Origin of the sequence: Enterococcus sp. DIV1315a (genome assembly GCF_051712325.1) — a bacterium.
Lineage (GTDB): Bacteria > Bacillota > Bacilli > Lactobacillales > Enterococcaceae > Enterococcus > Enterococcus faecalis.
Genome location: NZ_JBIOOS010000001.1, coordinates 2,192,157 through 2,214,181 on the forward strand (window position 1 = coordinate 2,192,157; position 22,025 = coordinate 2,214,181).

At 36.7% G+C, this 22,025-nt stretch carries 22 protein-coding genes and 1 tRNA gene; 5 read left to right on the top strand and 18 right to left on the bottom strand.

The genetic code is table 11. The annotated features are described in order from the left end of the window. Positions 1–32 precede the first annotated feature (32 nt). Entirely contained in the window at positions 33–803 is a 771-nt protein-coding gene (locus tag IGJ03_RS10405; protein WP_002356329.1) for an alpha/beta fold hydrolase, read from the bottom strand. A gap of 165 nt (positions 804–968) precedes the next feature. Here IGJ03_RS10405 and IGJ03_RS10410 point away from each other — a divergent pair, with 165 nt between their 5' ends. The 3 genes from IGJ03_RS10410 (at position 969) to IGJ03_RS10420 (ending at position 4,285) form a co-directional block, all read left to right on the top strand. Then, complete coding sequence (locus IGJ03_RS10410; RefSeq protein WP_002379789.1) at positions 969–1,544, top strand: DUF805 domain-containing protein; 576 nt, start codon at positions 969–971, stop codon at positions 1,542–1,544. Positions 1,545–1,634: 90 nt separating this feature from the next. Further along, positions 1,635–3,200 (top strand): hypothetical protein, encoded by a 1,566-nt coding sequence (locus tag IGJ03_RS10415; RefSeq protein ID WP_375804879.1) that lies wholly within the window; start codon positions 1,635–1,637, stop codon positions 3,198–3,200. Beyond that, positions 3,152–4,285 (top strand): DUF4950 domain-containing protein, encoded by a 1,134-nt coding sequence (locus IGJ03_RS10420; RefSeq protein ID WP_375804880.1) that lies wholly within the window; start codon positions 3,152–3,154, stop codon positions 4,283–4,285. Before IGJ03_RS10415 ends, IGJ03_RS10420 begins: the two co-directional genes overlap by 49 nt. A 259-nt stretch (positions 4,286–4,544) precedes the next feature. Here the strand turns inward: IGJ03_RS10420 and IGJ03_RS10425 are convergent, their stop codons facing one another. The 9 genes from IGJ03_RS10425 to IGJ03_RS10465 all read right to left on the bottom strand — a co-directional run bounded on the left by IGJ03_RS10425 (position 4,545) and on the right by IGJ03_RS10465 (position 14,100). Continuing rightward, positions 4,545–5,609, bottom strand: a complete 1,065-nt coding sequence (locus IGJ03_RS10425) for an FUSC family protein (RefSeq protein ID WP_010707170.1) — start codon at positions 5,607–5,609, stop codon at positions 4,545–4,547. 255 nt (positions 5,610–5,864) lie between these two features. Then, positions 5,865–6,116 carry a hypothetical protein gene (locus tag IGJ03_RS10430; RefSeq protein ID WP_010713122.1) on the bottom strand — a complete coding sequence of 84 codons (252 nt, stop codon included), beginning with the start codon at positions 6,114–6,116 and terminating at the stop codon, positions 5,865–5,867. Between the two features lie 89 nt (positions 6,117–6,205). Continuing rightward, a tRNA-Ser gene (locus IGJ03_RS10435) sits at positions 6,206–6,295 on the bottom strand. 95 nt (positions 6,296–6,390) lie between these two features. Next, the gene (rpmG, locus tag IGJ03_RS10440) at positions 6,391–6,540 is read right to left on the bottom strand and encodes a 50S ribosomal protein L33 (protein WP_002356321.1); all 150 of its coding nucleotides are present in this window, start codon (positions 6,538–6,540) and stop codon (positions 6,391–6,393) included. 125 nt (positions 6,541–6,665) lie between these two features. After that, a complete protein-coding gene (locus tag IGJ03_RS10445; RefSeq protein ID WP_429861480.1) occupies positions 6,666–8,801 on the bottom strand; it encodes a peptidoglycan D,D-transpeptidase FtsI family protein in 2,136 nt (711 codons plus the stop codon). Positions 8,802–8,965: 164 nt separating this feature from the next. Next, positions 8,966–10,903 (bottom strand): threonine--tRNA ligase, encoded by a 1,938-nt coding sequence (gene thrS / locus IGJ03_RS10450; protein ID WP_002359397.1) that lies wholly within the window; start codon positions 10,901–10,903, stop codon positions 8,966–8,968. Between the two features lie 396 nt (positions 10,904–11,299). Further along, positions 11,300–11,479, bottom strand: a complete 180-nt coding sequence (locus IGJ03_RS10455) for a 2-hydroxymuconate tautomerase (RefSeq protein ID WP_002356318.1) — start codon at positions 11,477–11,479, stop codon at positions 11,300–11,302. 165 nt (positions 11,480–11,644) lie between these two features. Then, the gene (locus IGJ03_RS10460; RefSeq protein ID WP_002370561.1) at positions 11,645–13,090 is read right to left on the bottom strand and encodes a L,D-transpeptidase family protein; all 1,446 of its coding nucleotides are present in this window, start codon (positions 13,088–13,090) and stop codon (positions 11,645–11,647) included. Positions 13,091–13,236: 146 nt separating this feature from the next. Next, the gene (locus IGJ03_RS10465; protein WP_002356309.1) at positions 13,237–14,100 is read right to left on the bottom strand and encodes an aminoglycoside 6-adenylyltransferase; all 864 of its coding nucleotides are present in this window, start codon (positions 14,098–14,100) and stop codon (positions 13,237–13,239) included. A gap of 121 nt (positions 14,101–14,221) precedes the next feature. On the opposite strand from IGJ03_RS10465, the gene IGJ03_RS10470 reads away from it, so the two are divergent. Together IGJ03_RS10470 and IGJ03_RS10475 are read left to right on the top strand one after the other, a co-directional pair. After that, positions 14,222–14,803, top strand: coding sequence for a YdcF family protein (locus tag IGJ03_RS10470; protein ID WP_002359392.1), 582 nt, complete (start codon positions 14,222–14,224; stop codon positions 14,801–14,803). Between the two features lie 157 nt (positions 14,804–14,960). Continuing rightward, complete coding sequence (locus IGJ03_RS10475; RefSeq protein ID WP_002382461.1) at positions 14,961–15,905, top strand: endo-beta-N-acetylglucosaminidase; 945 nt, start codon at positions 14,961–14,963, stop codon at positions 15,903–15,905. A gap of 278 nt (positions 15,906–16,183) precedes the next feature. On the opposite strand, the gene IGJ03_RS10480 is transcribed toward IGJ03_RS10475, so the two are convergent. The 8 genes from IGJ03_RS10480 to yhbY form a co-directional block, all read right to left on the bottom strand. Then, positions 16,184–17,014 (bottom strand): DUF6287 domain-containing protein, encoded by an 831-nt coding sequence (locus IGJ03_RS10480; protein ID WP_375804882.1) that lies wholly within the window; start codon positions 17,012–17,014, stop codon positions 16,184–16,186. Positions 17,015–17,248: 234 nt separating this feature from the next. Next, positions 17,249–17,968, bottom strand: coding sequence for a YebC/PmpR family DNA-binding transcriptional regulator (locus IGJ03_RS10485; RefSeq protein ID WP_002356305.1), 720 nt, complete (start codon positions 17,966–17,968; stop codon positions 17,249–17,251). 86 nt (positions 17,969–18,054) lie between these two features. After that, positions 18,055–19,242, bottom strand: a complete 1,188-nt coding sequence (locus tag IGJ03_RS10490; RefSeq protein WP_375804883.1) for a nucleotidyltransferase — start codon at positions 19,240–19,242, stop codon at positions 18,055–18,057. An 80-nt stretch (positions 19,243–19,322) separates the two neighbouring features. Beyond that, positions 19,323–20,063, bottom strand: a complete 741-nt coding sequence (locus tag IGJ03_RS10495; RefSeq protein ID WP_002356302.1) for a class I SAM-dependent DNA methyltransferase — start codon at positions 20,061–20,063, stop codon at positions 19,323–19,325. Between the two features lies 1 nt (position 20,064). Then, positions 20,065–20,403, bottom strand: coding sequence for a ribosome silencing factor (rsfS, locus tag IGJ03_RS10500; protein WP_438711166.1), 339 nt, complete (start codon positions 20,401–20,403; stop codon positions 20,065–20,067). Between the two features lie 46 nt (positions 20,404–20,449). Continuing rightward, positions 20,450–21,040: a bis(5'-nucleosyl)-tetraphosphatase (symmetrical) YqeK gene (yqeK, locus tag IGJ03_RS10505; protein ID WP_002356300.1), complete on the bottom strand. Its 591-nt coding sequence runs from the start codon at positions 21,038–21,040 to the stop codon at positions 20,450–20,452. Beyond that, positions 21,018–21,677 (bottom strand): nicotinate-nucleotide adenylyltransferase, encoded by a 660-nt coding sequence (locus IGJ03_RS10510; RefSeq protein WP_002379799.1) that lies wholly within the window; start codon positions 21,675–21,677, stop codon positions 21,018–21,020. The genes yqeK and IGJ03_RS10510 overlap by 23 nt, the downstream gene beginning before the upstream one ends. Before the next feature lie 17 nt (positions 21,678–21,694). Continuing rightward, on the bottom strand, positions 21,695–22,006 hold the full coding sequence (gene yhbY / locus IGJ03_RS10515) for a ribosome assembly RNA-binding protein YhbY (protein ID WP_002356298.1): 312 nt from the start codon (positions 22,004–22,006) through the stop codon (positions 21,695–21,697). Positions 22,007–22,025: the final 19 nt, after the last annotated feature.

Below are 22,025 nucleotides of genomic sequence, written 5' to 3' on the forward strand. Positions count from 1 at the left end.
GCTGATTCCCCTTTTCTCTTTGAAAAATCCCGTTATTTTTCTAACGTTTTTGACGCTTCTTTAAAAAAGTCAACAACCAAATCCATTGTTTCTCCTTTCACTAAATGCCGCTCACCGATTTCCGTTATAAATTGCGTATTTCTCGCATACGTTTTCCCAGACACTAATTGTTCAAAATCAGCCATGTCTTCATAGGGAATTTTTTCATCTTCCGTTCCATGCCAAAACAGCATCGGTCGTTCTTGTAGTCTTTCTGGCGTTTGTGATAAATCGTATTGATGTACCCAACTTAGCAACAGTGGCAAGTCTTTAGGTACAAAAATAGCAAATTCTTTCGCCCGTTGAATCACTCGCTGAATATAGCGCGCCGGATAGGGTGTTCCCATTAAGCAAGCGGCAGCTTGAATCTCAGGATGTTGGGTCATAAGAGCGCTGGTAGTAATACCGCCCATGGATACACCACCCACGCCAATCCAATTTTCTTTAATCAACCCTAATTTATGAAAATGATGGATAATTACTGGAAATTCAATCAAATTATATTGAATGCTACTCCAAAATGTAATCGATGGAATCGTGGAAATAGGTCCTGTTTTTCTTTCTCCATGGTTCATGGCATCTGGTAAAATGACCCGAAACCCCTCGTGTGCTAATTTTCTTGCTTGTGTTAAAGATAATTCTTTAGCTGATTGCCAACCATGATAGTAAACAATTAAAGGTAATGCTTCGTTTTTTTGCTCTTCTGTTGTCACTTCTAATGCTGGAATTTTTGCTATGTAGCGATGTCTAATACTGATTTTCATTCATGATTCCTCCATTATAAAATATCTTCTCTTATTTTACCGTTTTTTGATAAAACCTGCTCTTTATATGATTTATCAAAAAAACCACAAAATATGCGAATTCGCATTTTCCTATTTTATTACTTTCCGTTATAATCATTTTATTAAATACAAAGGGGTGTTTTTATGGTTAAAATTGAGGAAAAAGGTAAAGTAACATTTGGACAAGCTTTTAAAGATTATTTTCGTGGATATGTTGATTTTAAAGGTCGGACCACACGTGCTGGTTATTGGTGGATGACATTGGTATTAAGCATTTTAGCACTTATTTTTTATATTGCCATTGTCGGCAAAGCCGTGTCAGCAATTTTAGCAGCTGAATATTTTGAAACCTATGATTTTGGAAACTTATTACCGTTGATGCTTTTTGCACTTGTTTTATGGTTAGCTTTATTATTACCAACGTGGGCAATGTGTGTACGTCGTTATCGTGATGCTGGGATGACAGGTTGGGGCGTGCTTGTTTTATATCTACTTTCTATTGCCTGTAGCTATACACAAGTTTTCTCTGTTATGTCAACTTTTAAATATGACGTTCAAACAGATACTGTGATAACAGGTGGCAGTCCCGTCTTCTTATTTTTCACTCTTGTGATTAGTCTGTTTTTCTTCTTACTAACAGTCTTACCGACAGATAAACTAACAACAACTAGCCAAAATAGCGTCTTACGCTTCTTCTTCCGTTACAAAGAAGTGAAGTAAGGAAAAGTTTTAAGCCTTTCTTTTAAAAGAAGGGCTTTTTTCTTATTTTAAAATCTTTATGATAAAATAAGAACTAGTCTAGCTAAAAAAATGGAAGGAGAAAATATGTCTACTTTTAAACGGATTCTGAATCTAGAAAATTATATTTTTACTTTTTTTATTTTATTTGTCTTTTACGGCGCAATTAACTCTCCCTATTCTCTGGTAAAAATTCTTTGGGAAAAGCCTAAGCACTTGCTTGTTTTACTTCCTCTATTAATTATTCTATTGTTGATTATTTATAAAAACAAAAAATTTCTTTACACTAAGATTCAAGCGCTCTGGCACTTAATAAAAACCCATGATCGTGTGGTTATTATTGGTAGTTTGGTCAGTTTATTTTTACTGCAACTTTTACTCCTGACGCAGATTACTGTGCCGATTGGCTGGGATGTTTTTGACAACTTTCATAGTATTACCACTGAAAATAAGGATTATTCAAAAATCGTACTTTCTTTAAACCCCAATAACGAATTTTTCTTTTTCATGATGTATTACCTGAATAAATTTTTGCGTTTCATTGATGTAACAGGGAGCTGGAGCAATACTTGGTTTAGTTGGCAAGTGGTTAATTGCTTGTTTATTAATAGCAGTTTATTTCTCTTTTATCATGCCTCTAAACGTGTCTTTAATCCATTAACGGCCTTCGTTGCTTACAGTTTATTTTTTCTTTCTTTCGGATTGTCTCCATGGTTACTCACGCCTTATACAGATACGGCCGTCTTATTGTTCATCAACCTAGTCTTTTTTGCATATAGCCTTTTTGACCAAGTTTCCCATCCCTTCGTAAAATATTGTTTATTACTGTTTATTGGAATTGGCTTAGCTTGGTGTTTTTTAATGAAACCTTCGTCTATTATCTTTTTTATTGCATTTAGTTGTATCAAAGTGCTGCAACTTCTTTTAGTAAATCGGAACAAACAGTCTATCGTAAAATTAACCGTGGTTGCCCTCTTTTTACTGACTGGTTTCGTCAGCGCATATTATAGTTTTCAATTTTTTGTGGAAAAACAAACGATTACGGAAATCGATAAAGAACAAGCCAAGCCTTGGACACTTTTTGTAATGATGGGTTTGACGGGAACTGGCGGTTACAATGATGCAGATACACAAGCAGTAAATCAGTTGCCTACACAAGAAGCCAAAAAAGCTTATACCATAAAAATGATTCAAGACCGTTTAAAAAATAAAGGATTCTTCGGTTATCTCCGTTTTCTGGCTCAAAAAAATCGTCATAATACTGCCAATGGTGATTTTGACTGGGGTTGGGATGGCGGTGATTTAATTCCAGAAACACCTTCTAAAAATCGTTGGCAAGAACACTTGCGGTCACTGTATTATCCACAAAATCCCAAAAGTAACTATCTACGAATTTATATGCATTTTTTCTATTTACTCACATTACTAGGTCTATTGTTCAGTATCCCTCTAAAAGATTCAAAAAATAACTACGCGATTTTAAAATTAGCTTTCATTGGAGCTATTCTGTATTTATTGCTCTTTGAAGGCGGCCGCTCTCGCTATCTAATCCAGTTTATGCCGTTTTGGTACTTGTTATCAGCGAGTGGTTGGCTGGGGTTGAGAGAGATTCGAAGATACAAAAAAATAGTAAAATAGAAAAGAGGATTGAGTTAAAAATGAAAAAAAGTTTGCTGGGGTTGATTGTTTTTTTATCCTTACTGACCCTTACTTCCTGCAGAAATAAAGTGACCACAAAAGAGCTAATGGCAAACGAGTGGGCCGTAAACTCCAACGTTGATGAAGTAGTAATGATTGTATCATTCAGCGAAGATACCGCTACTTTCAAAATCAATACAGATGAACACACATCAACTGCAAAAAATGAGTTGGAAAAAGCAGGCGAAGAATTAGGTAAACAAATTGCAAATAAAATAGAATACAAAGTCAAATACCATCTAAAAAACAATCAAATTCGTTGGGAAAATGAAGGAAAAGAAGTAGCTTACAAGATAAAAAAAGAAAAGCAAAATCTACTTTTCACTCCTACTAAGACAAACAATTCTGATAACCAAACAAAACTAGTTTTGAAACCTTACACAAAGAAAAGTATTGATTCTTCCACTCAAAAAGATAAAACGGAAGAAACCAGCTCTAATTATCAAAACGTCTCATCTGAAACAAACCAATCTACCTCTTCATCTACTACTAAAGAACCGCTACCACAAGTTAGCTTAGCTGATTTTATAGGCGGGTGGGGTATTCCTCAAAGTGATAACTTATTTTTTATAAATGCTGACGGAACACTCACTAGCATAACTCAATCGAATGTTCCTCTTCAAAATGTAAGTTTTTCTGTGGATGAGAATGGTAATCAAATAATGACGTTTCTTTTGAATAATACGCCCCGAACAGTAACGAAAAATAATGATGGTACTTTAACTGTTAATGGACAAATATACACTTATCTAGGTAATATTACGTTGGAACAATTAATTGAAAGAAATAATCAAACTCAACAAATTTTTGAACAATCTGAACAGCAACCACCACAAAACTCTGATTCTCGTGAACAAATACAAAATTCTAAATCAGACCAACCTATATACGATACGGTACGAAGTGGTGAAGGTGGGCGACAGTTAGCCGAAAGAAATGGTTTAACCTTAGAAGAATTATTAGCGTTAAATCCAGGCATTGAAACTTCTGTTTTTTATCCTGGTCAGTCATTACGAATTAAATAGAAATTTAGGTATACTAATAGATAATAGTCTATAAAAGTAGAACTGGACCATCTACCATTTACTTTGGGATACCAGTTGATGGCAATCAGTTTGACGAAGTGGAACTAGACCTTGTACCGACTGACTCAGCAAAAATTGCGACATTTGATATAGCAGTTGGGCATTGATTAACAGCATGCATATAATTTGATAATATGGAATATAAACAAAAATGTCTAAGGAGCCTAACATTCTTTCAAGAAAGAATGTTAGGCTCCTTTTATTCAGACAATTTCAGCCACTCTTTGCGATTGCAATAGGACATAGTTTTTACAAAGACAAAATGATAAAGCAAACCGTAAGCTAGCCCCAACATATTTAACAAAATTCTTAAGTAAAGACTTGTTTCTAGCCCAAATATCATAGAAGCTGCCATGATAGCACCAACACAATTAAAAATCGTTTTACTTTTATAAGATGTGCATAAGCCTAAACAAAGTCCTCCTAAAATACCAAGTAGGTTCGTTGGTATATAAAATAACAAGATAGCCGATACTAGAGAACCAATAACGACCCCTATTATTCGTTCTTTGGCTCGTTCAGACAATTTAAACGTATCATACCCAGAAAATAATGATGAACTAGCAAATGTTGCCCACATAAAGCGGTCAATCTGAAGGTGCGTTCCTATAAAAAGTAATAAGCTAATGCCTAAAGCGTAATAACCAAACCAAATATTTCTTTGATTAAAAAAACCATTTTCTGTAACCATCTGTATAAAAGTAATCTCTTGATCCAACTTTTTATGTTTCACATGATAAACAAAAGCTAAAAGTAGATAAGCAAACACTAATACAAAGAAAGTTTGTTCTAATTGCTGAAACGATTGATAGTGAACCGTGCCAACTAAATATAAGTAGGAGAACGTATACAAGCCAGGATTACCCATTTTAGGGTTTCTACCAGTTAAGAAAAACAATGCCAGCAAGCAGATAAAATGAAGGCCCAATTGTAAAAATGATACAGAAATCAGTGAAATTAATGGACTAACACCTAGAATTGTTAACACGATTCCTAAACTAAGCAAGGCCTGTTTTTCCCTGTAGCCATATGAGACGAAACGGATACTCAACAGCAAACAAAATAATACAATTGAAAAAGGCGCTACAGCTTTTCCAAAGAAAAAAGTAATTGTCGACACCCATAAAATCGCAAACGAAACTAATAAAATATCTCTTATTAACAAGGCGCGCCAAAAATATCTCCGCTGTTTTTTAGTGTCCGCTTGATGAATTTTTTGTTTTAAAATAAATGGATCTAACTGCAATAATTGATAAAAAGTCACCTAAAATCATCTCCTAAAAATCGACTCTTCTCAATTCATTATTCCAACTTTTCCTTCTATGAAATCATAAGAAAAGTAGTTGTGACGAACATTTTACTACAACTTTTTTTCTGAATCAATACATGCTTTATTTCTTAATTCAATACCTCTCCCGATACGATTTGCTTACTTCATAAAAAATAAGCCTAGAAAAAATCAAAATGATTAATTCTAGACTCAAAATTAAATAACTGTTGAACAAAAGCTAGCGCTTTTTTACATAAACTTTTCCAACAGATCCATTTCTTTTTCTAATTCTTTTTCATCATACTTGTCATACTTACCAGCTTCGTGTGCAATTTTTTTAATCTCATGAATGGCTTTTTTTTCAACAATCCATTTCTTCATACTATGTTTTTTTGTATCCTCATCTAGCGAGTCCAACTCTTCTAAACTTGCATCCAATTTATTCAAAATGTCTGCAATTTTTGCTAATGCTTGCGCTTCTTTTTCTTCATAGTTTGACATAATAGACACCTCTTCTTAAGTATTTTTCTACTTTAAGTGTACGTCTCTGTCGTTTTATTTGCAACTAATAACTCAACTGCTTCTCGGTACGGAGGATAAGGGATTCGAACCCTTGCACGATGTTACTCGCCTAACGGTTTTCGAGACCGTCCCCTTCAGCCAAACTTGGGTAATCCTCCCTCTACATTCCATCTACAAATGAACATGTAATGAATCAATAGATAAAAAGCCTAGACCCTTACACAACAAGGATTCTAGGCTCTATCTAACTAAATTATTTAGTTTCACGGTGTAAAGTAACTTTTCTTTCACGTGGGCAATATTTTTGTTTTTCTAAACGATCAGGATTGTTACGTTTATTTTTATTTGTTAAGTAGTTACGTTCTTTACAAGAAGTACACTCTAAAGTGATGTTTACGCGCATGTTTTCCCCTCCTACTAATAATTGATCTTTCCAAGAGATTTCTTAGACTTGAATATCATACCATTTTTTTTGTCATTTGACTACCCTTTTGGGCAAATTTGTAAAGTAGTTCTACTTTACAAATTTTATTTTTTGTACATTTCCATATACGATTCTAAAACTTCTTTGGCAATCGTTTGATTTGGTTTGGAAGATTCATCATTTAAGTGTGGTAAAACAACGCTAATTGCAATTTCAGGATTTTCGTACGGCGCATAAGCCACCAAGTTACTATTAACCGTTGTATGGTTTACTCCATTAGCATCTGTTGCTTGCGTTTCGGCGGTCCCTGTTTTAGCAGCAATCGAAAACTTGTCTGATTTTAAACCACGTGCAGTTGTAAAAGGACTAGTTCCATTTACTACATTATAGAAACCTTGTTGAAGAATTCCTATCTGGTCTTCAGAAATATTCACCTTATTCAAAACTTTTGGTTCAATTTCTTTTAAAATTTTTCCTAAAGCTCCATTTTCATCATTGCCATAGATTCCTTCTACCACATGGGGTTGCACGCGGATACCATTATTTGCGACAGTGGAAACGTACTGTGCTAATTGTAACGCGCTATAGGTATCATATTGTCCAAAAGATAGGTCAAGAAGATTACCGCCTTGTGGCGCAGAAGACGAATCCTTAAAGTCCTTGTTTTGAATTCCTGTTGTTTCTCCTGGTATATCAATTCCAGTTTTCGTTCCCATACCATATTCTGCAAAAGCTTTTCTTAATTCTTTAAAGACAGTGTCATCTCCTACTTCATAAGGGAAAATCATATTGGGATAATAATTCACACCCATCATTTTAAAGACTAATTTCATCATATAGGCATTCGAAGAATATTCTAACGCTTGCTCCGCAGTTAATTGCATGGTTGTTCCGCCAGAAGCATTCCACCAAGAAGCTTTTGGATTACTACCTGCTAGTAAAATAGCTTCATCTGTTAAAACGTCATTGCCTTTAATGACGCCTGTTTCATAACCAGCTGTTAAAGTACCTGCTTTCACAACTGATCCAGGAACTTCAGAATTCAAAATAGGTGCTAAAGGATTAGGTGTGACTTCCCCAGTTGCTAAATCATGATGAAATCCGGACATCGCTAAAATAGCACCTGTTTGAGGGTTCATAGCAACGACATATGCATTTTCTGAGTATGGTCCAATGGTTTTGACTATTTGTGAATAGTTTCGTTGTAAAATTTCATCAACTTTGTTTTGGAAATTTGAATCAATCGTTAATTTTAAGTTGGAGCCTTTTTCCCCTTTGGAAATTGGGGTTTGTGAAACAATCTTTCCGTTATTGTCTAAAACGACTTCTGATTTTGCTTTTTTACCTTGTAGAACGTCTTCATATTGTTTTTCTAAATAGCTAGTTCCAACACGGTCATTTCGTGCATAGCCTTTTTTCAAATATTCATCGACTTCTTCGGCTGGCAATCCTTGTTTTTCAGTTGAAACGGTGCCCAACAGGCTACGTAATGCACCACTTTGAGAATAATCACGCGTCCAATCAGTCCCTGTTGAAACACCAGATATTTCCGCTGTGTGTTCACCAATTGTCGCAATTTCACCTTCTGTTACCCCTTCATTCTTGATGAAGACCGTGTTCATTTGTGACGCTGCATTCATTCGTTTAAAAATCGTTACTGCTTGTAAGGTTCGGTCATCAAACGCAATTTCTTCAGGGGTGACTTTTTCAACTGCTTTGGCATATAATGTGCCTTCGTCCGTAATTTTGTTGCCTTTTTCATCTTCTTTATCTTGATCGGTTAAACGGGCTTGGGCTGCTTTTAAATTTTCAGGATTCGCTAACCAATAATCTTTTTTGTCACGATCCGTTAAGTTTGGATCAACTGGAACGTTAATAAGTTCATTAACTTTATTCGCAATCGGTAAAATATCTTTTCCTTCAATATTTTTTCCTCGTGTGTAAGTGATTGCTAAATTGGCTTTGTTAGAAACCAAGACTTTTCCTTGTGAATCATAAATTTGTCCTCGAGGGGATGGTGTCGTGATTTGTAGTGAAGAATTGGCAGTAATTTTTTTGTTAAACTCTTCTCCTTCAACAATCTGTAAATACCCTAACCGGACAATTAATGAAACAAATAAAGTGAATATCACAAAAAATAATAAGTTCAATCGAAAAGGAATATGTGGCTTTCTACCTCGTTGACTCTTTGCTGCGGCATCTGTTTTTTTTATTTTATCTATAAATGAGTTTTTCTTCATACCTCTAGTCCCTTCACTAAAAAGTTTCGCATTCTCATTGTAACAAAAATTAGTCAAAAAATCAGGATTATTCCTAGCTCTAAGGAAATATTTAATTATTTTGTTGTTGAAAAAAGTCAAAAGGACTTCTGAATTCAGAAGTCCTTTTGACTTTTTCTCTTTTTTTAACGGCTGTAATTGTGAACTTCAGCAGCCATGCTGTCAATGAAAATTGATAAATCTTCGACAGACGTTTCTTTGCTTCCATAACGACGGACGTTCACCGTTGCGTCTTCCATTTCTTTGTCCCCGACCACTAATTGATAAGGTACTTTTTGTGTTTGAGAGGCCCGAATTTTGTAGCCCATTTTTTCGTTACGATCATCGACTTCAACACGTAAGCCTTGTGCTTGTAAACGTTCTTTGATTTCATAAGCATACTCAGAATGCGCTTCTACAGAAACTGGGATAATAGTTGCTTGAATTGGTGCTAACCAAGTAGGGAAAGCGCCTTTGTAAACTTCTGTTAAGTAAGCCACAAATCGTTCCATTGTTGAGACAATACCACGGTGGATAACAACTGGGCGATGTGTATTTTCACCATCTTCGCCAACATAAGTTAAGTCAAAACGTTCTGGTAATAAGAAGTCTAATTGGATGGTTGATAATGTTTCTTCCATTCCTAAAGCTGTTTTTACTTGAACATCTAACTTCGGACCGTAAAAGGCAGCTTCGCCTTCTGCTTCAAAGTAATCTAATTCTAATTCATCCATGGCAGCTTTTAACATCGCTTGCGCTTTTTCCCACATCGCATCATCATCAAAATATTTGTCTGTATTATTTGGATCACGATAGCTTAAGCGGAAACGATAATCCGTAATGTTAAAGTCAGCATAGACTGCCACCATTAACTCCAAAGTACGTTTAAATTCGTCTTTAATTTGGTCAGGACGAACAAAAGTATGGCCATCGTTTAAAGTCATTTCACGAACACGTTGTAACCCTGATAATGCGCCAGATTTTTCATAGCGGTGCATCATCCCTAATTCAGCGATTCGAATTGGTAATTCGCGGTAACTATGAATGTCATTTTTATAAACCATCATATGGTGTGGACAGTTCATTGGACGTAATACCAGCATTTCGCCATCGCCCATATCCATTGGTGGGAACATATCTTCATGGTAATGATCCCAGTGACCAGATGTTTTGTATAATTCCACATCTGCCATAATTGGTGTATACACATGTTGGTAACCTAAGCTAATTTCTTTGTCCACAATATAACGTTCAATTGTACGACGAATGGTTGCGCCTTTTGGTAACCAGAAAGGTAACCCTGAACCAACTTCTTGTGAAACCATAAATAAATCTAATTCTTTTCCTAATTTACGGTGGTCACGTTCTTTGGCTTCCTCGCGCATTTTGATAAACTCTTTTAAATCTTTTTTATCGAAAAAGGCAGTGCCGTAAATCCGTTGCATCATGTGATTGTCAGAGTTTCCGCGCCAATAAGCACCAGCTACTGAAAGTAATTTAAAGACTTGAATCCGTCCTGTTGAAGGGACGTGAACACCACGACATAAATCAACAAAATCGCCTTGATCATAGACAGTGATGATTTCATCTTCTGGTAAATCTGTAATTAATTCAACTTTGTAAGGATCATCAGCAAATAATTCTAACGCTTCTGCACGTGAGATTTCTTTACGAACGATTGGGTTATTTTCCTTCACAATTTTCATCATTTCGGCTTCAATTGCAGGTAAATCTTCCGCTGTCACAGGGGATTCCCCATTATCTGTATCATAGTAGAACCCAGAATCAATCGCAGGACCTACGCCAAATTTAATGTTAGGGAAAAGACGACGTAAGGCATTAGCCATTAAATGAGCTGACGAATGACGTAAAATTCCTAAAGCATCTTCATGATCAGGCGTCACGATTTCAAGCGAACCATCTTCTACGATAGGACGATCTAAATCGATTAAAACACCATTGAATTTACCAGCTAAAGCTTTTTTGGCTAAACTGTTGCTAATACTTTTAGCAACATCAAATGTTGTAACCCCAGAATCAAACGGTTTGACAGCGCCATCTGGAAAAGTAATGTGAATAGACATAATAAAATTCTCTCCTTTTAATTTTTTTGATTTGAAGCGTTTCATTGTGTTCCTGTTTTTCACAATGAAACGAAACAGCCACCTGTTCCCCTTGTTAAAAAACAAAAAGTCCTAGTATTCTAACGAATACTAGGACGAAAATATCGTGGTTCCACCTAATTTTGAACACAAATAATCTGTGTTCCTCTAGCGTGTTAACGGTGCGACCGCCTTTGTTTCAACAAAGGTTTCGAAAGTGGTCATCCCTTGTGCCAATCTGGAAAATTTTCAGCCAAGATTTTCCTCTCTAATAGATCGCGGGCAAGTTCAGTTGTCTTTCTCATCAATCATTTATGCACTTATTTAACCACTTATTTTCAGAAAAAGCAAGTGATTCAACAGAAATTCTCTGAAAACTTATTTTTTCCATTCGCCGCCTTGTGCATAGCGGTCTTTTTTCAATTCATTGACAATCACATGGATATTCTCTTTTGGTGCACCAGCGTTTTTTGACACAGCTTCTGTAATATCTTTGACCATATTAGTTAACTGTTCTTCTGTGCGGCCTTCAATTAATTCTACATGTACAAATGGCATCTTCGTTCCCCCAATTTAAATTGCTTGTTCTGTTTGTATCATAGAGCGGGTTATGACGCTTGTCAATAAAAAATTGGAGACGTCAGTCGTTACGGTTGACGTCTCCAATTTTTATTTTTCAGATACATAGTTGGACCAAAGTGCGGTCTTGCCTAATATCTCTTTTTATACTTCTTCGCCGTAATCTACAGGTTTATCAAATTCACCTGGTGCATCATCATAGATATGTCCGTAAATAATTACCGGCATTCCGTCATAGGATACATCAAAGATTTTTGAAACTTCTGTTCCTGGCGTATTGATACAGCCATTACTACCAGCATCGGTTTTAAAGGCTTCTTTATCGCCATACTTATCCAATTTATGGTCGGAGTCATGAATCCCGATTTGTGTGACAACGCCCCCTTGACTTAATAACGGCATCCAATATTTTACTGGCACACTGTATCGAGAACCATCAAGCATTTGACCTTCTAAATTCACATCGGTTGTCCGATATAAAATTGTATGGAATCCTGGTACTGTTGCGGTTCCTTTGTTATATCTGCCAGTAATGACATCTGTGGTGACTATTTTTTTGCCATCAATGAAACAATACATTTTTTGATCTTTTAAATCAATTTCAATATAATTATTGGCTATTTTACTATTTTCTTTGGTATCGCCAACCAACGGAGCAGTGATTGCATTCGTTTGTTCTTGGCTATTCAGCGCGTTTACTAGTAGTTCTTGTGTTTTGGCCCCATCAATCGACCAGCCATAACTTCCGTTGTTTTTAAAACGACGTGTCGTGCCGTGAACATCTGTAAATAAAACTGGTTGATTAGCAGAACCATATGTTGTTTCTAATTGTGTCACCCAAGTAGTTAGTTTTTCTTTGTTGATTGTACCATCATCATTCAGCACGTTTTGAATTTGTGTTTTATCAAAGGCTACTTTTTCACCATTAATATCAACTGTAATTGTTTTATTTAACTTGTTATTGAGCGTTGTCAATGTTGCCTTTAACGTTTGATCCTCTTTTGTAATTTCAGGGGCTTTATAAAAATCTTTGGCATTATATTGATAGTTGCCTTTTCCCGCTTCAACATCCGCAATAATCTGCTGATTTAAGCGCTGTGTGTCCACTACTGTGCCTTGTTCTTCAGGAACAATTTCAAAAGTGCCATTGCCTCGACGGATACTCGCATTTTTGCTTGGTTTCCCCTCTGGAAAACTTAAAGTCGCTAATTTAGCTTCTAGTTCTTTTTTGAATGCCTCGTTTAACGGTAGCTTCACCTTGCTACTGTGTAAATGGTCTTTTAAAAATTTTTGATCCAATTGGTATTTTTTAGGAAGTTGAATTTTTTCTTCTTTTGTCCCCGTTTGAACCACAACTTCTTCGGTTTGATTCACTTGCGCTAATTTTTCTTCTGCGGCATTTACATTTAACCAGCCTACAGAAACTCCATTTACTTTTGTGGTTGGTAAAAAGTGACTTTGAAAATAAACATAGCTGCCCCCAGCAACCAGAGCCAGTCCAACCAAAGAAGTAATAATTACTTTCTTTTTATTATTTTTTCCTGATTTTTGACGACGTGTATTACGCATTTGCATTTCTTCTTTTTTCATTTGTTCATCCTTTATATGAATAATTTTAGGTTTATTTCTTAGAGACTAGGCAACAAACAACTGCGGAGATCTACAATCAAAAAAAGTTCCCTTTCTCTCGCAGATTAATTTTTTCAATTATACACTATTTTTACGTTGTTTTCAGCTTATTTTCCTTGTAAATCCTTTAATCTTAAAGAATTTGTATACTCTGTGACTTTTTTTGCTTCTTGTAAATGATACGTAAACTGGGCCATTTTAGCAAAATCCTGAGCGACGACGTCAAAAAAGGCTTGTGTCTTTATTAAGCTGTTCCAACAAGCTTCTTTACTAGAAAAATCCAGCAACGATGCTAATTGATCCATCGTGTCAGGAGTGACATAATTTTTCAGATACTTAAATTGTTTCCCAACAGAAATTGGCTCCGGTTCCTGCCAAGCCGCTTGCCAAGAAAGCAAGCGCAACAGTTCCTGCTGACAATATTCATAGAGATGTGTGACAGCGTAAAATAGTTCATTCCGACAAAGCCCCTTAACTACATACGTACTAACCCACCAAAATTCATTGCAACAATCGTTAAACTGCTGCTGATTCGGAACTGTTACTGTATAATTTTTATCAGATGCTACAGGTAAAGGCGGCAAATTTTCATCTTTGTCTAACAAGATAATTGCTAAAGAATCGCCTTCATGCCAATTGTCTTTTTCTGCGAGAGGACACAACGTTAAATCGATACGTTGACCATCTTCAAATAACATTAAAAATGTTTCCCGCGTCTTCGGTTCTGTGGGAAATAAGGTCATTTCCTTGGGACGTTGCATAATTAATGGTTGTCCAAATTTTGCTATCCACGTTGCTGTTTCAAAAAACTCAGCACATGGTTCTACAATATAAACAATGTCGAAATCTTGAAAACTATCTTTTGGCGCTTTCACATTCGTGCGAGACCCCACCATTCCCACAGCTCGAATGTGTTCTTCTTGTTTTGCTACATCCATAATAAGTTGAAACATTTCTTCTTCTGTACGCATTCACTCGCTCCCTCTCTTCAAAAGTTTCTATTAAAACATAGATTTTTTTATAAGTCTTTTGTTTTCTATCGCTTTTTCTATGGTACTTCGTATACACTAACATTACAAGGAGGGATGTTTCATGCATTGGTTAAAAATAACAAGTTTATCCATTGTCAGTTTTGGCTTTTGTATTCTTTTGATTTTAGGTCTACTTATTTTTACTGGCAAAAATACGCAACCCACCGATAAACCAGATGCTATTTTAATTTTAGGGGCCCGTGTTTTAGGGACGTCTAAAGAAACCGCACTGCCCAGCCGTGTTTTGCAAGCTCGGTTAGATGTGGCTATCCCCTATATTAAACAACACCCCGAGACACCCGTTATTGTTAGCGGAGGGCAAGGAGCAGATGAGCCGGCTACGGAAGCCGCGGTTATGAAACAATACTTGCTAAATAAAGGTGTTCCAGAAAAACAGATTCTCTTAGAAAATCGTGCCACACGCACCAAAGAAAATATTGTCAATTCACAAAAACTCCTTTCTTTTAAACGGCTAGTGATTGTTACTAGTGACTTTCACATGTACCGCTCGCAACTTTTAGCCAAGCGAGCAGGCATCTCAAATGTTTCAGGCATCACTGCGGCTTCTTCTTTTCCAAAAGATATCAAAAATTTTGGTCGAGAGCTGCTTTCTTTAGGCTATGCCTTACTCTTTGATTGGTAAAAGAGCGTCCTTCGCAAGACCATTTTGCGAAGGACGCTTTTATATTCTGTGGATTTGCTCACTTTTGTTCTCTTCTTCTTGTGTTTAAATTATAAAAATGATAACATATCTTTGTTAGCGCTTACAAATAATATTTATTTTATAGGAGGAGAAAGTTATGGGGCATCAATTGAGCACTCATTTTTTTAACAAGAAAACAGGGATTATTTCAACTTTTTTAAGTTTGATCCTTTTAGTCGGTGGGTTACTGTTTGCACTACCTGCATTTGAAGTACAAGCAGCATCAACTGTTACACCTAAAACAGTCATGTATGTAGAAGTAAACAACCACGATTTTAACAATGTGGGAAAATATACTTTAGCTGGAACCAATCAACCTGCTTTTGATATGGGGATTATTTTTGCAGCCAATATTAATTATGATACGGTCAATAAAAAACCTTACTTATATCTAAATGAACGGGTCCAACAAACTTTAAACGAAGCTGAAACACAAATTCGTCCAGTTCAAGCACGCGGCACTAAAGTCCTATTGTCTATTTTAGGCAACCATGAAGGCGCTGGCTTTGCTAACTTCCCAACTTACGAAAGTGCGGATGCCTTTGCAGCTCAATTAGAACAAGTCGTTAATACGTATCATTTAGATGGTATTGATTTTGATGATGAGTATGCTGAATACGGAAAAAATGGGACGCCTCAACCAAATAATTCTTCGTTCATTTGGTTACTTCAAGCCTTAAGAAATCGCTTAGGCAATGATAAATTAATTACTTTTTATAATATTGGACCAGCGGCTGCGAACTCTTCTGCTAATCCTCAAATGAGTTCTTTAATTGATTATGCTTGGAATCCTTATTATAGTACCTGGAATCCGCCACAAATTGCGGGGATGCCTGCTTCTCGTTTAGGTGCTTCTGCCGTTGAAGTTGGTGTCAATCAAAATCTAGCTGCGCAATATGCTAAACGTACAAAAGCGGAGCAATATGGTATTTATCTAATGTATAACCTCCCAGGAAAAGATTCATCTGCGTATATCTCGGCGGCGACACAAGAACTTTATGGTCGAAAAACGAACTATTCACCAACTGTTCCAACACCTTAATATTATCTCGTGTCTACAAGCGCCAACATGTAAAGAGTTAAAAGCCAGCTTACTACAAGCTGGCTTTTTGGTATCTTGAGCGAATAGTTTTACACAAAAAAAGACCCGCCCTTTGGGTAAGGACGGGAAAGGAGTTAAAAATGAAAAAGTGTTTTGTGTTGTTAAGGTTGTTTGTTGATATGCTTATATCTTACAAACTAAATGTGAAGATTTTGTGATCATTTCATTCTTATTTTGCTACTTTTATAGGAATTAAATAGATTGCCACGAGACTATCTTTAGTTGCCTCGTGCATCCGTTATTCTGACTGTTCCTTGTGGTGATACTCTGTAAAAACCGACAGTTCCTGTCCCTCCATTTGCAACCATCTGTTTCGATTGGGCTCTAAAAAAGAAGTCATTTCCATTCATACCCAAAAATCCAAGGTTCGTATCATTATTTTCTGCATCAGTCAGTGTCTTTCTAATATATGTCTCTGCTTTTTCTTGTGTATCGATGATTTTTGCCTCTTCATTTTGGTCTTGATTTTCCTCTTCAGAAGAACGATAGTAATACTCTTCCGCAGGATAATTTCCACTATCTTGAGTAATTAACAATCGTGGTTTCGTCTTATCCGATTGGTCGCCGTTAGGATTTTCAACACCAATTTTATATAATAATAACGCAGCACCAGTAGGCCCCCACCTAATACTTAAGCTTGTAATTGGTCGCGACTCATCAGTAGGTGAATCCTTCGTAATCATTCCTCCGGTATTTGTACTACCATCAGGATGAATGATCAAACTCTCTCCTTTACCATTTTTCCATGTTCCAACTAAAGTAGTAAAATCGCCAGCATTAATCGCTGTAGTATCTAAATCAGCTGTGGTTAGCTGACTGTTGTTTTCATCAGCTGCAGACTCTTCACTTTTCACTGATTCGTTAGACTCGATACTGCTACTCGCTTGTTCATTTGTCTTATCAATTGTTTCACTCGTTTTTTCATTCGTCTCTTCAACTTTAGAGGATGCCTCCGTTGAAGCGGTTACTTTCTTTTCTTTTGGTTCCCGACAAGCAGTTAATGATAAAACCGCTAGCCCGACAAAAAACGCTAGCATTCCCTTTTTCACGCCTATTCACCCCGTTCAATGATCTATCTTACTAGACTATTGTACTATTAATTCAACTGTTTAGACAAATATTTATGGAACAGACAAAAGTTAATCCTGTCATTGAATGCTTTGTGTCACATGGACCTATCAATCAACTTTCTTTTTTCTATGTATTATATGAAAAAAAGTGAGCCATCAGTCAAAATGACCGATGGCTCACTTTCTAAATCTTAAAACAAACGAACAAATGGATTATTCAGGTAAATCTACATTATGATGGACTTTTTGAACATCTTCTAAATCTTCTAAAACGTCTAACATTTTTTCAAAGTTCGCTAAATCGTCGCCTTCTAATGTTACTTCGTTTTGTGGAACCATTTCTAACTCAGTAACCGTGAATTCTTCAATGCCTTTTTCTTTTAACGCTTCTTGTGCATGGTGGAAATCTTCTGGTTCTGTGTAAACGATAATTTGACCGTCTTCTTCAACAACATCGCGAACATCAATGTCTTTTTCCATTAAGTATTCTAAAATTTCATCCGCATCGTCACCAGCAAAGCCAATGATACCTGTATTATCAAACATGTAGGAAACAGCACCGCTGACACCCATGTTTCCGCCGTTTTTACCAAATGCGGCCCGCACATCTGCTGCTGTTCGGTTCACGTTGTTTGTTAAAGCATCAACAATGACCATTGAACCATTTGGCCCAAATCCTTCATAGCGTAATTCAGAATATTGTTCATCTGCTGAACCTTTTGCTTTTTCAATAGCGCGATCAATAATATGTTTTGGTACATTGTATGTTTTGGCGCGTTCGATTACAAACCGTAATTTTTGGTTTGCATGAGGATCAGGGTCTCCTGACTTCGCTGCTACGTAAATTTCAATCCCGAATTTTGCATAAACACGGCTATTGTTTGCGTCTTTGGCAGCTTTTTTCTCTTTAATATTTGCCCATTTACGGCCCATATTCTCACTTCGCTTTCTCTGATTTGTTGTTAGTATCTTATCCCTTGTTTATTATACTGGGGAAACTGATTTTTGTTAAGTATTTTTTAGGTATCTGGCGAAAATCGTAAGGGAAACCGACCAAAATTTTGTTCTTTTAAAGAAGAATCTCCCATCTGATATAGTTGATTAGCGCGAATATCTAACGAAAGCATTGCGCGGTTTTCTTTAGATACCTTGGAAATTACCGGCAATTGAATCTGTGCTTTGGTTTCTTTTAGATAAGTTTGTCCCTTTGGCGTAAATCCTAGCACATGGAGATAGCTGTCTTGCCAAACAGTTTCAACTTCTTCTTTGGTCATATTTAACAATATATAGGTTGCTAATCGTTGCAATCTTGTCCAAGTATAACGCTTCGTTTTCATGCGTTCCATTAATTCGTGAAAAGAACCTGCTGCTTGGATTTGATCTTTTAGTCGATATTCAAGTCCTTCCGTCATTTGGTAAATGGCTTGTAACTCTTCTAACGAGGATTGAACAATTTTATACTTTAGGAAGGGCCAATAATTTTCCCATGAAATCATTGCCTGTGTTTGTAAATGTTGTGCGGTTATAGAAGGAACCGTTGGCAGTACTTGCGTTATTTCTTGTTGAAAAACACTTTGCCTAATCGCCGTGGCGCTAGCAACTTTCCCGGAAATCGTTGCATCATGAAAGCCCGCTTGTTTTCTAGCAATTGGGTAGAGCGTCATCGGAGTTGGATACGTGGCATTTTCCTTTGCATAACTCATTCCCAAAATATGATTAGGCGAAGAAAAATCGAACCTGCTTTCAGGATATACTTGACGAAAAACAGTAGTCATTTTTTGTGGATAACTCAATTGTTTGTCTGTCAATGTGTGGAACGTTTGATCAATTAAGGATTGATTTTCTTGGACAAACTGGCCGAAAGCCGCATAATCAATTGCGCTTGTACTATCTGTTCCAAAACATAAGCTCTCACATTGCAACGCCTGCAATAACTTTATACCGCCTTTGGCAAAGTAATCCGCAGACTGTACCGACCAAGCTGTCGGCAATTCAATGACTAAATCCACACCATTTTGCAAAGCTTCTTCTGCTCTGGCCCACTTATCTAGTAAGGCTGGTTCTCCTCTTTGTAAAAAATTTCCACTCATTATAGCAATCACTACTTCAGCTCCGCTTTGTTGGCGAGCTTGTTGGGCATGATAGCGATGTCCATTATGAAAGGGATTATATTCCACGATAATGCCACAGGCTTTCACTCTAGCCACCTCCGTTATAAAAAAATGGACTTATCAGCAAAGAGACAAACGTTTTTAAGCGCTGTCCCAAGCTCATAAGCCAAATCTTATTAATCTCTTTGACAAACAAAGAACCAGCGTTCACTTGTTTCAGTTGGTGCTTCATCTGTAAAATCTGCATAAACTTTGACGTTCATGAAACCAGCACTTTCTAACATTCGTAAATAGTTATCTAACGAATAGGTTCGTTCTTGATGCAATTCATCATACCGAACAAAGTGCTCATCTGTTTCCTGTTCTTTCACAAAAAATGTTAAGAAATGTTCGATGCTGTGTTCTTTTTCACCAGCGTAACTATCCCATAGAAAAGCAAATTCTTCTGTTTGATAATGATAGCTATATTCTGGAAAAACTGAATCAATTTTGTAAGTAGAATGAACATCAAAAATGAACGTTCCTTCCTCTTCTAACGCTTGATAAACTTCATCGAACACTTGTTGTACTTCTTGGCGATTAGCCATATAGCACAGTGAATCAGAAAAACAAGTGATGGCTTGGTATTGTCCCACTTCAGATAAATCTAGCATATTTCCCTGAACAAATTGAACTGGCACTTCTTCTTCAAAGGCCCGTTCACTAGCAATCATCAACATTTCTTCTGATAAGTCTAAGGCCGTCACATCGTAACCACTTTTCGCGAAATCAACTGCTAAAGCGCCTGTACCACAAGCCATTTCAAGAATTTGTTGGGTTCCTTGTGGGAGATGACGATTGGAAAAATCCAACCATTTTTGGTATAGGCTTTCGTCCATCACTTCGTCATAGACGAAAGCAAACGTTTCATAGGCCATTTTAGTCGACCCAAGCGCTTAGATCAACCATTGGGGCATCTGACCATAATTTTTCTAAGTTGTAAAAGACACGTTCTGAAGATTGGAATACATGGACAATAACATCGCCTAAATCGATTAAAATCCATTTTCCGCCTTCTTTACCTTCCACACGTTTGACTTCTACTTGATTTTTGGTTTCTTGTTCGTTAATTTCATCAACAATCGCATTGATTTGACGTTCACTATTGGCTTGGCAAATTAAAAAATAATCTGCTAATAATGAAATCTCTCTTACGTCTAATGCGACAATTTCTTCTGCTCGTTTTGAATCTGCTGCTTTGACAGCAATTTCTAAAATTTTCTGGCTATCTATGATAGTTCCCTCCTAGTAATTCTTTCTTCTTTTATTTTTGATTAACGACCCATTGATTGTAGGTCTCTAACGTTTTTGGATAAATTTTATGTTCTTGTTCAATCAAATGTAACAAGGTATGTTTCGTCTCATAAGCAACCGCTGCATCTAAGTCAACAAGGGCAATTTCACGGGCTTCTTTCACACCTGGAAAATCACGTCCTGGTTCAATGTAATCTGCGACATAAATAATTTTATCTAGCAAGCTCATCTTAGCAGCCCCAGTTGTATGCACACGAATTGCCTGCAAGATTTCTTCGTCATCAATGGCTAATTCCCGTTGAACAATATCCGCCCCAACTAAGCCATGCCAAATTTCATTGCCATAGTTTAATAAAGCCAAATCAAAACCATCTCGGCGAATAATCAACTCGAATTCATCGTTTGGACGTTCTTTGGCGTAATCATGCGTCAAAGCAGCAATACTTGCTTTGGCTTCATCGGCACCATATTTCGCTGCCAAGGCCACAGCTGTTTCCTCGACTCCTAACACATGGCGAAAACGACGTTCACTCATTTGCATTTGAACTTTTTGCATTAATAATTCACGTTGTGCAGCATCATAATTTGTTATCCAGCTCATCTTGATACAGTCCCTTCTCTTGAATATAGTTTATCACATTCTCTGGAAGAAGATAGCGTGTTGAGCAACCACTTTTGACTTTTTGTCTAATCAAAGTGGAACTAATCGCCATCTGCGGAACATCGACCCAAATAATTGGATAGGTAGATTCCGTTGGATAATTAGGACGCCGAATGCCGACAAATTGAACTAAATGGAGTAAGTCATCAATCCGATGCCATTTGGGCAAGTATTCCACCATATCTCCACCAATTATAAAATAATAATCAGTATCTGGATTGGCTTCTTTTAAAGCTTTCATCGTATCATACGTGTAACTTTTGCCTTTGCGAATTAATTCAATTGGCTCAATATCTAAGCAGGGATTATCAGACACCGCTAGTTCTAACATTGCTAACCGATGTTCGCTGCTAATTGTTTTCTTTTCGTCTACATGTGGTGGTAAGTACGTAGGCATTAAGTAAACTTTGTCCAAACCTAGTTGATTTTGAACTTGATCGGCCATGACAAGATGTGCTAAATGAACGGGATTAAAATTACCACCTAACAAGCCGACTTGCTTTCTTGTTTGAAAACGTAACGGTTCCTCTTGCAAGAGAACGTCCGCTCCTTGACGCGCTTGTCTTTTTTCTCCCATTGTTCATCCCTCCAATATTAAATCTCTTTGACTGCTGCTGAAATTTTTTGATATTTTTCTTTACTTGATGGCTTGAATAAGACCAACACGCGACCAATAATTTGTACCACATCGCAATGAATGGCTGCTGTTAGTTCTTCTGCAACCTCTTCTGCTACTTCATCTGTATTTTGTAATAACGTAATTTTAATCAATTCACGTTTTTCCAACGCTTCATCAATTTGTGTAATCATTGCGTCATTCAAACCACCTTTGCCTACTTGAAAAATAGGTTGTAAATGATGTGCCTGACTACGTAAATAACGTTTTTGTTTTCCTCTAAGTTTCAAATTGTTTGCCTTCTCTCTA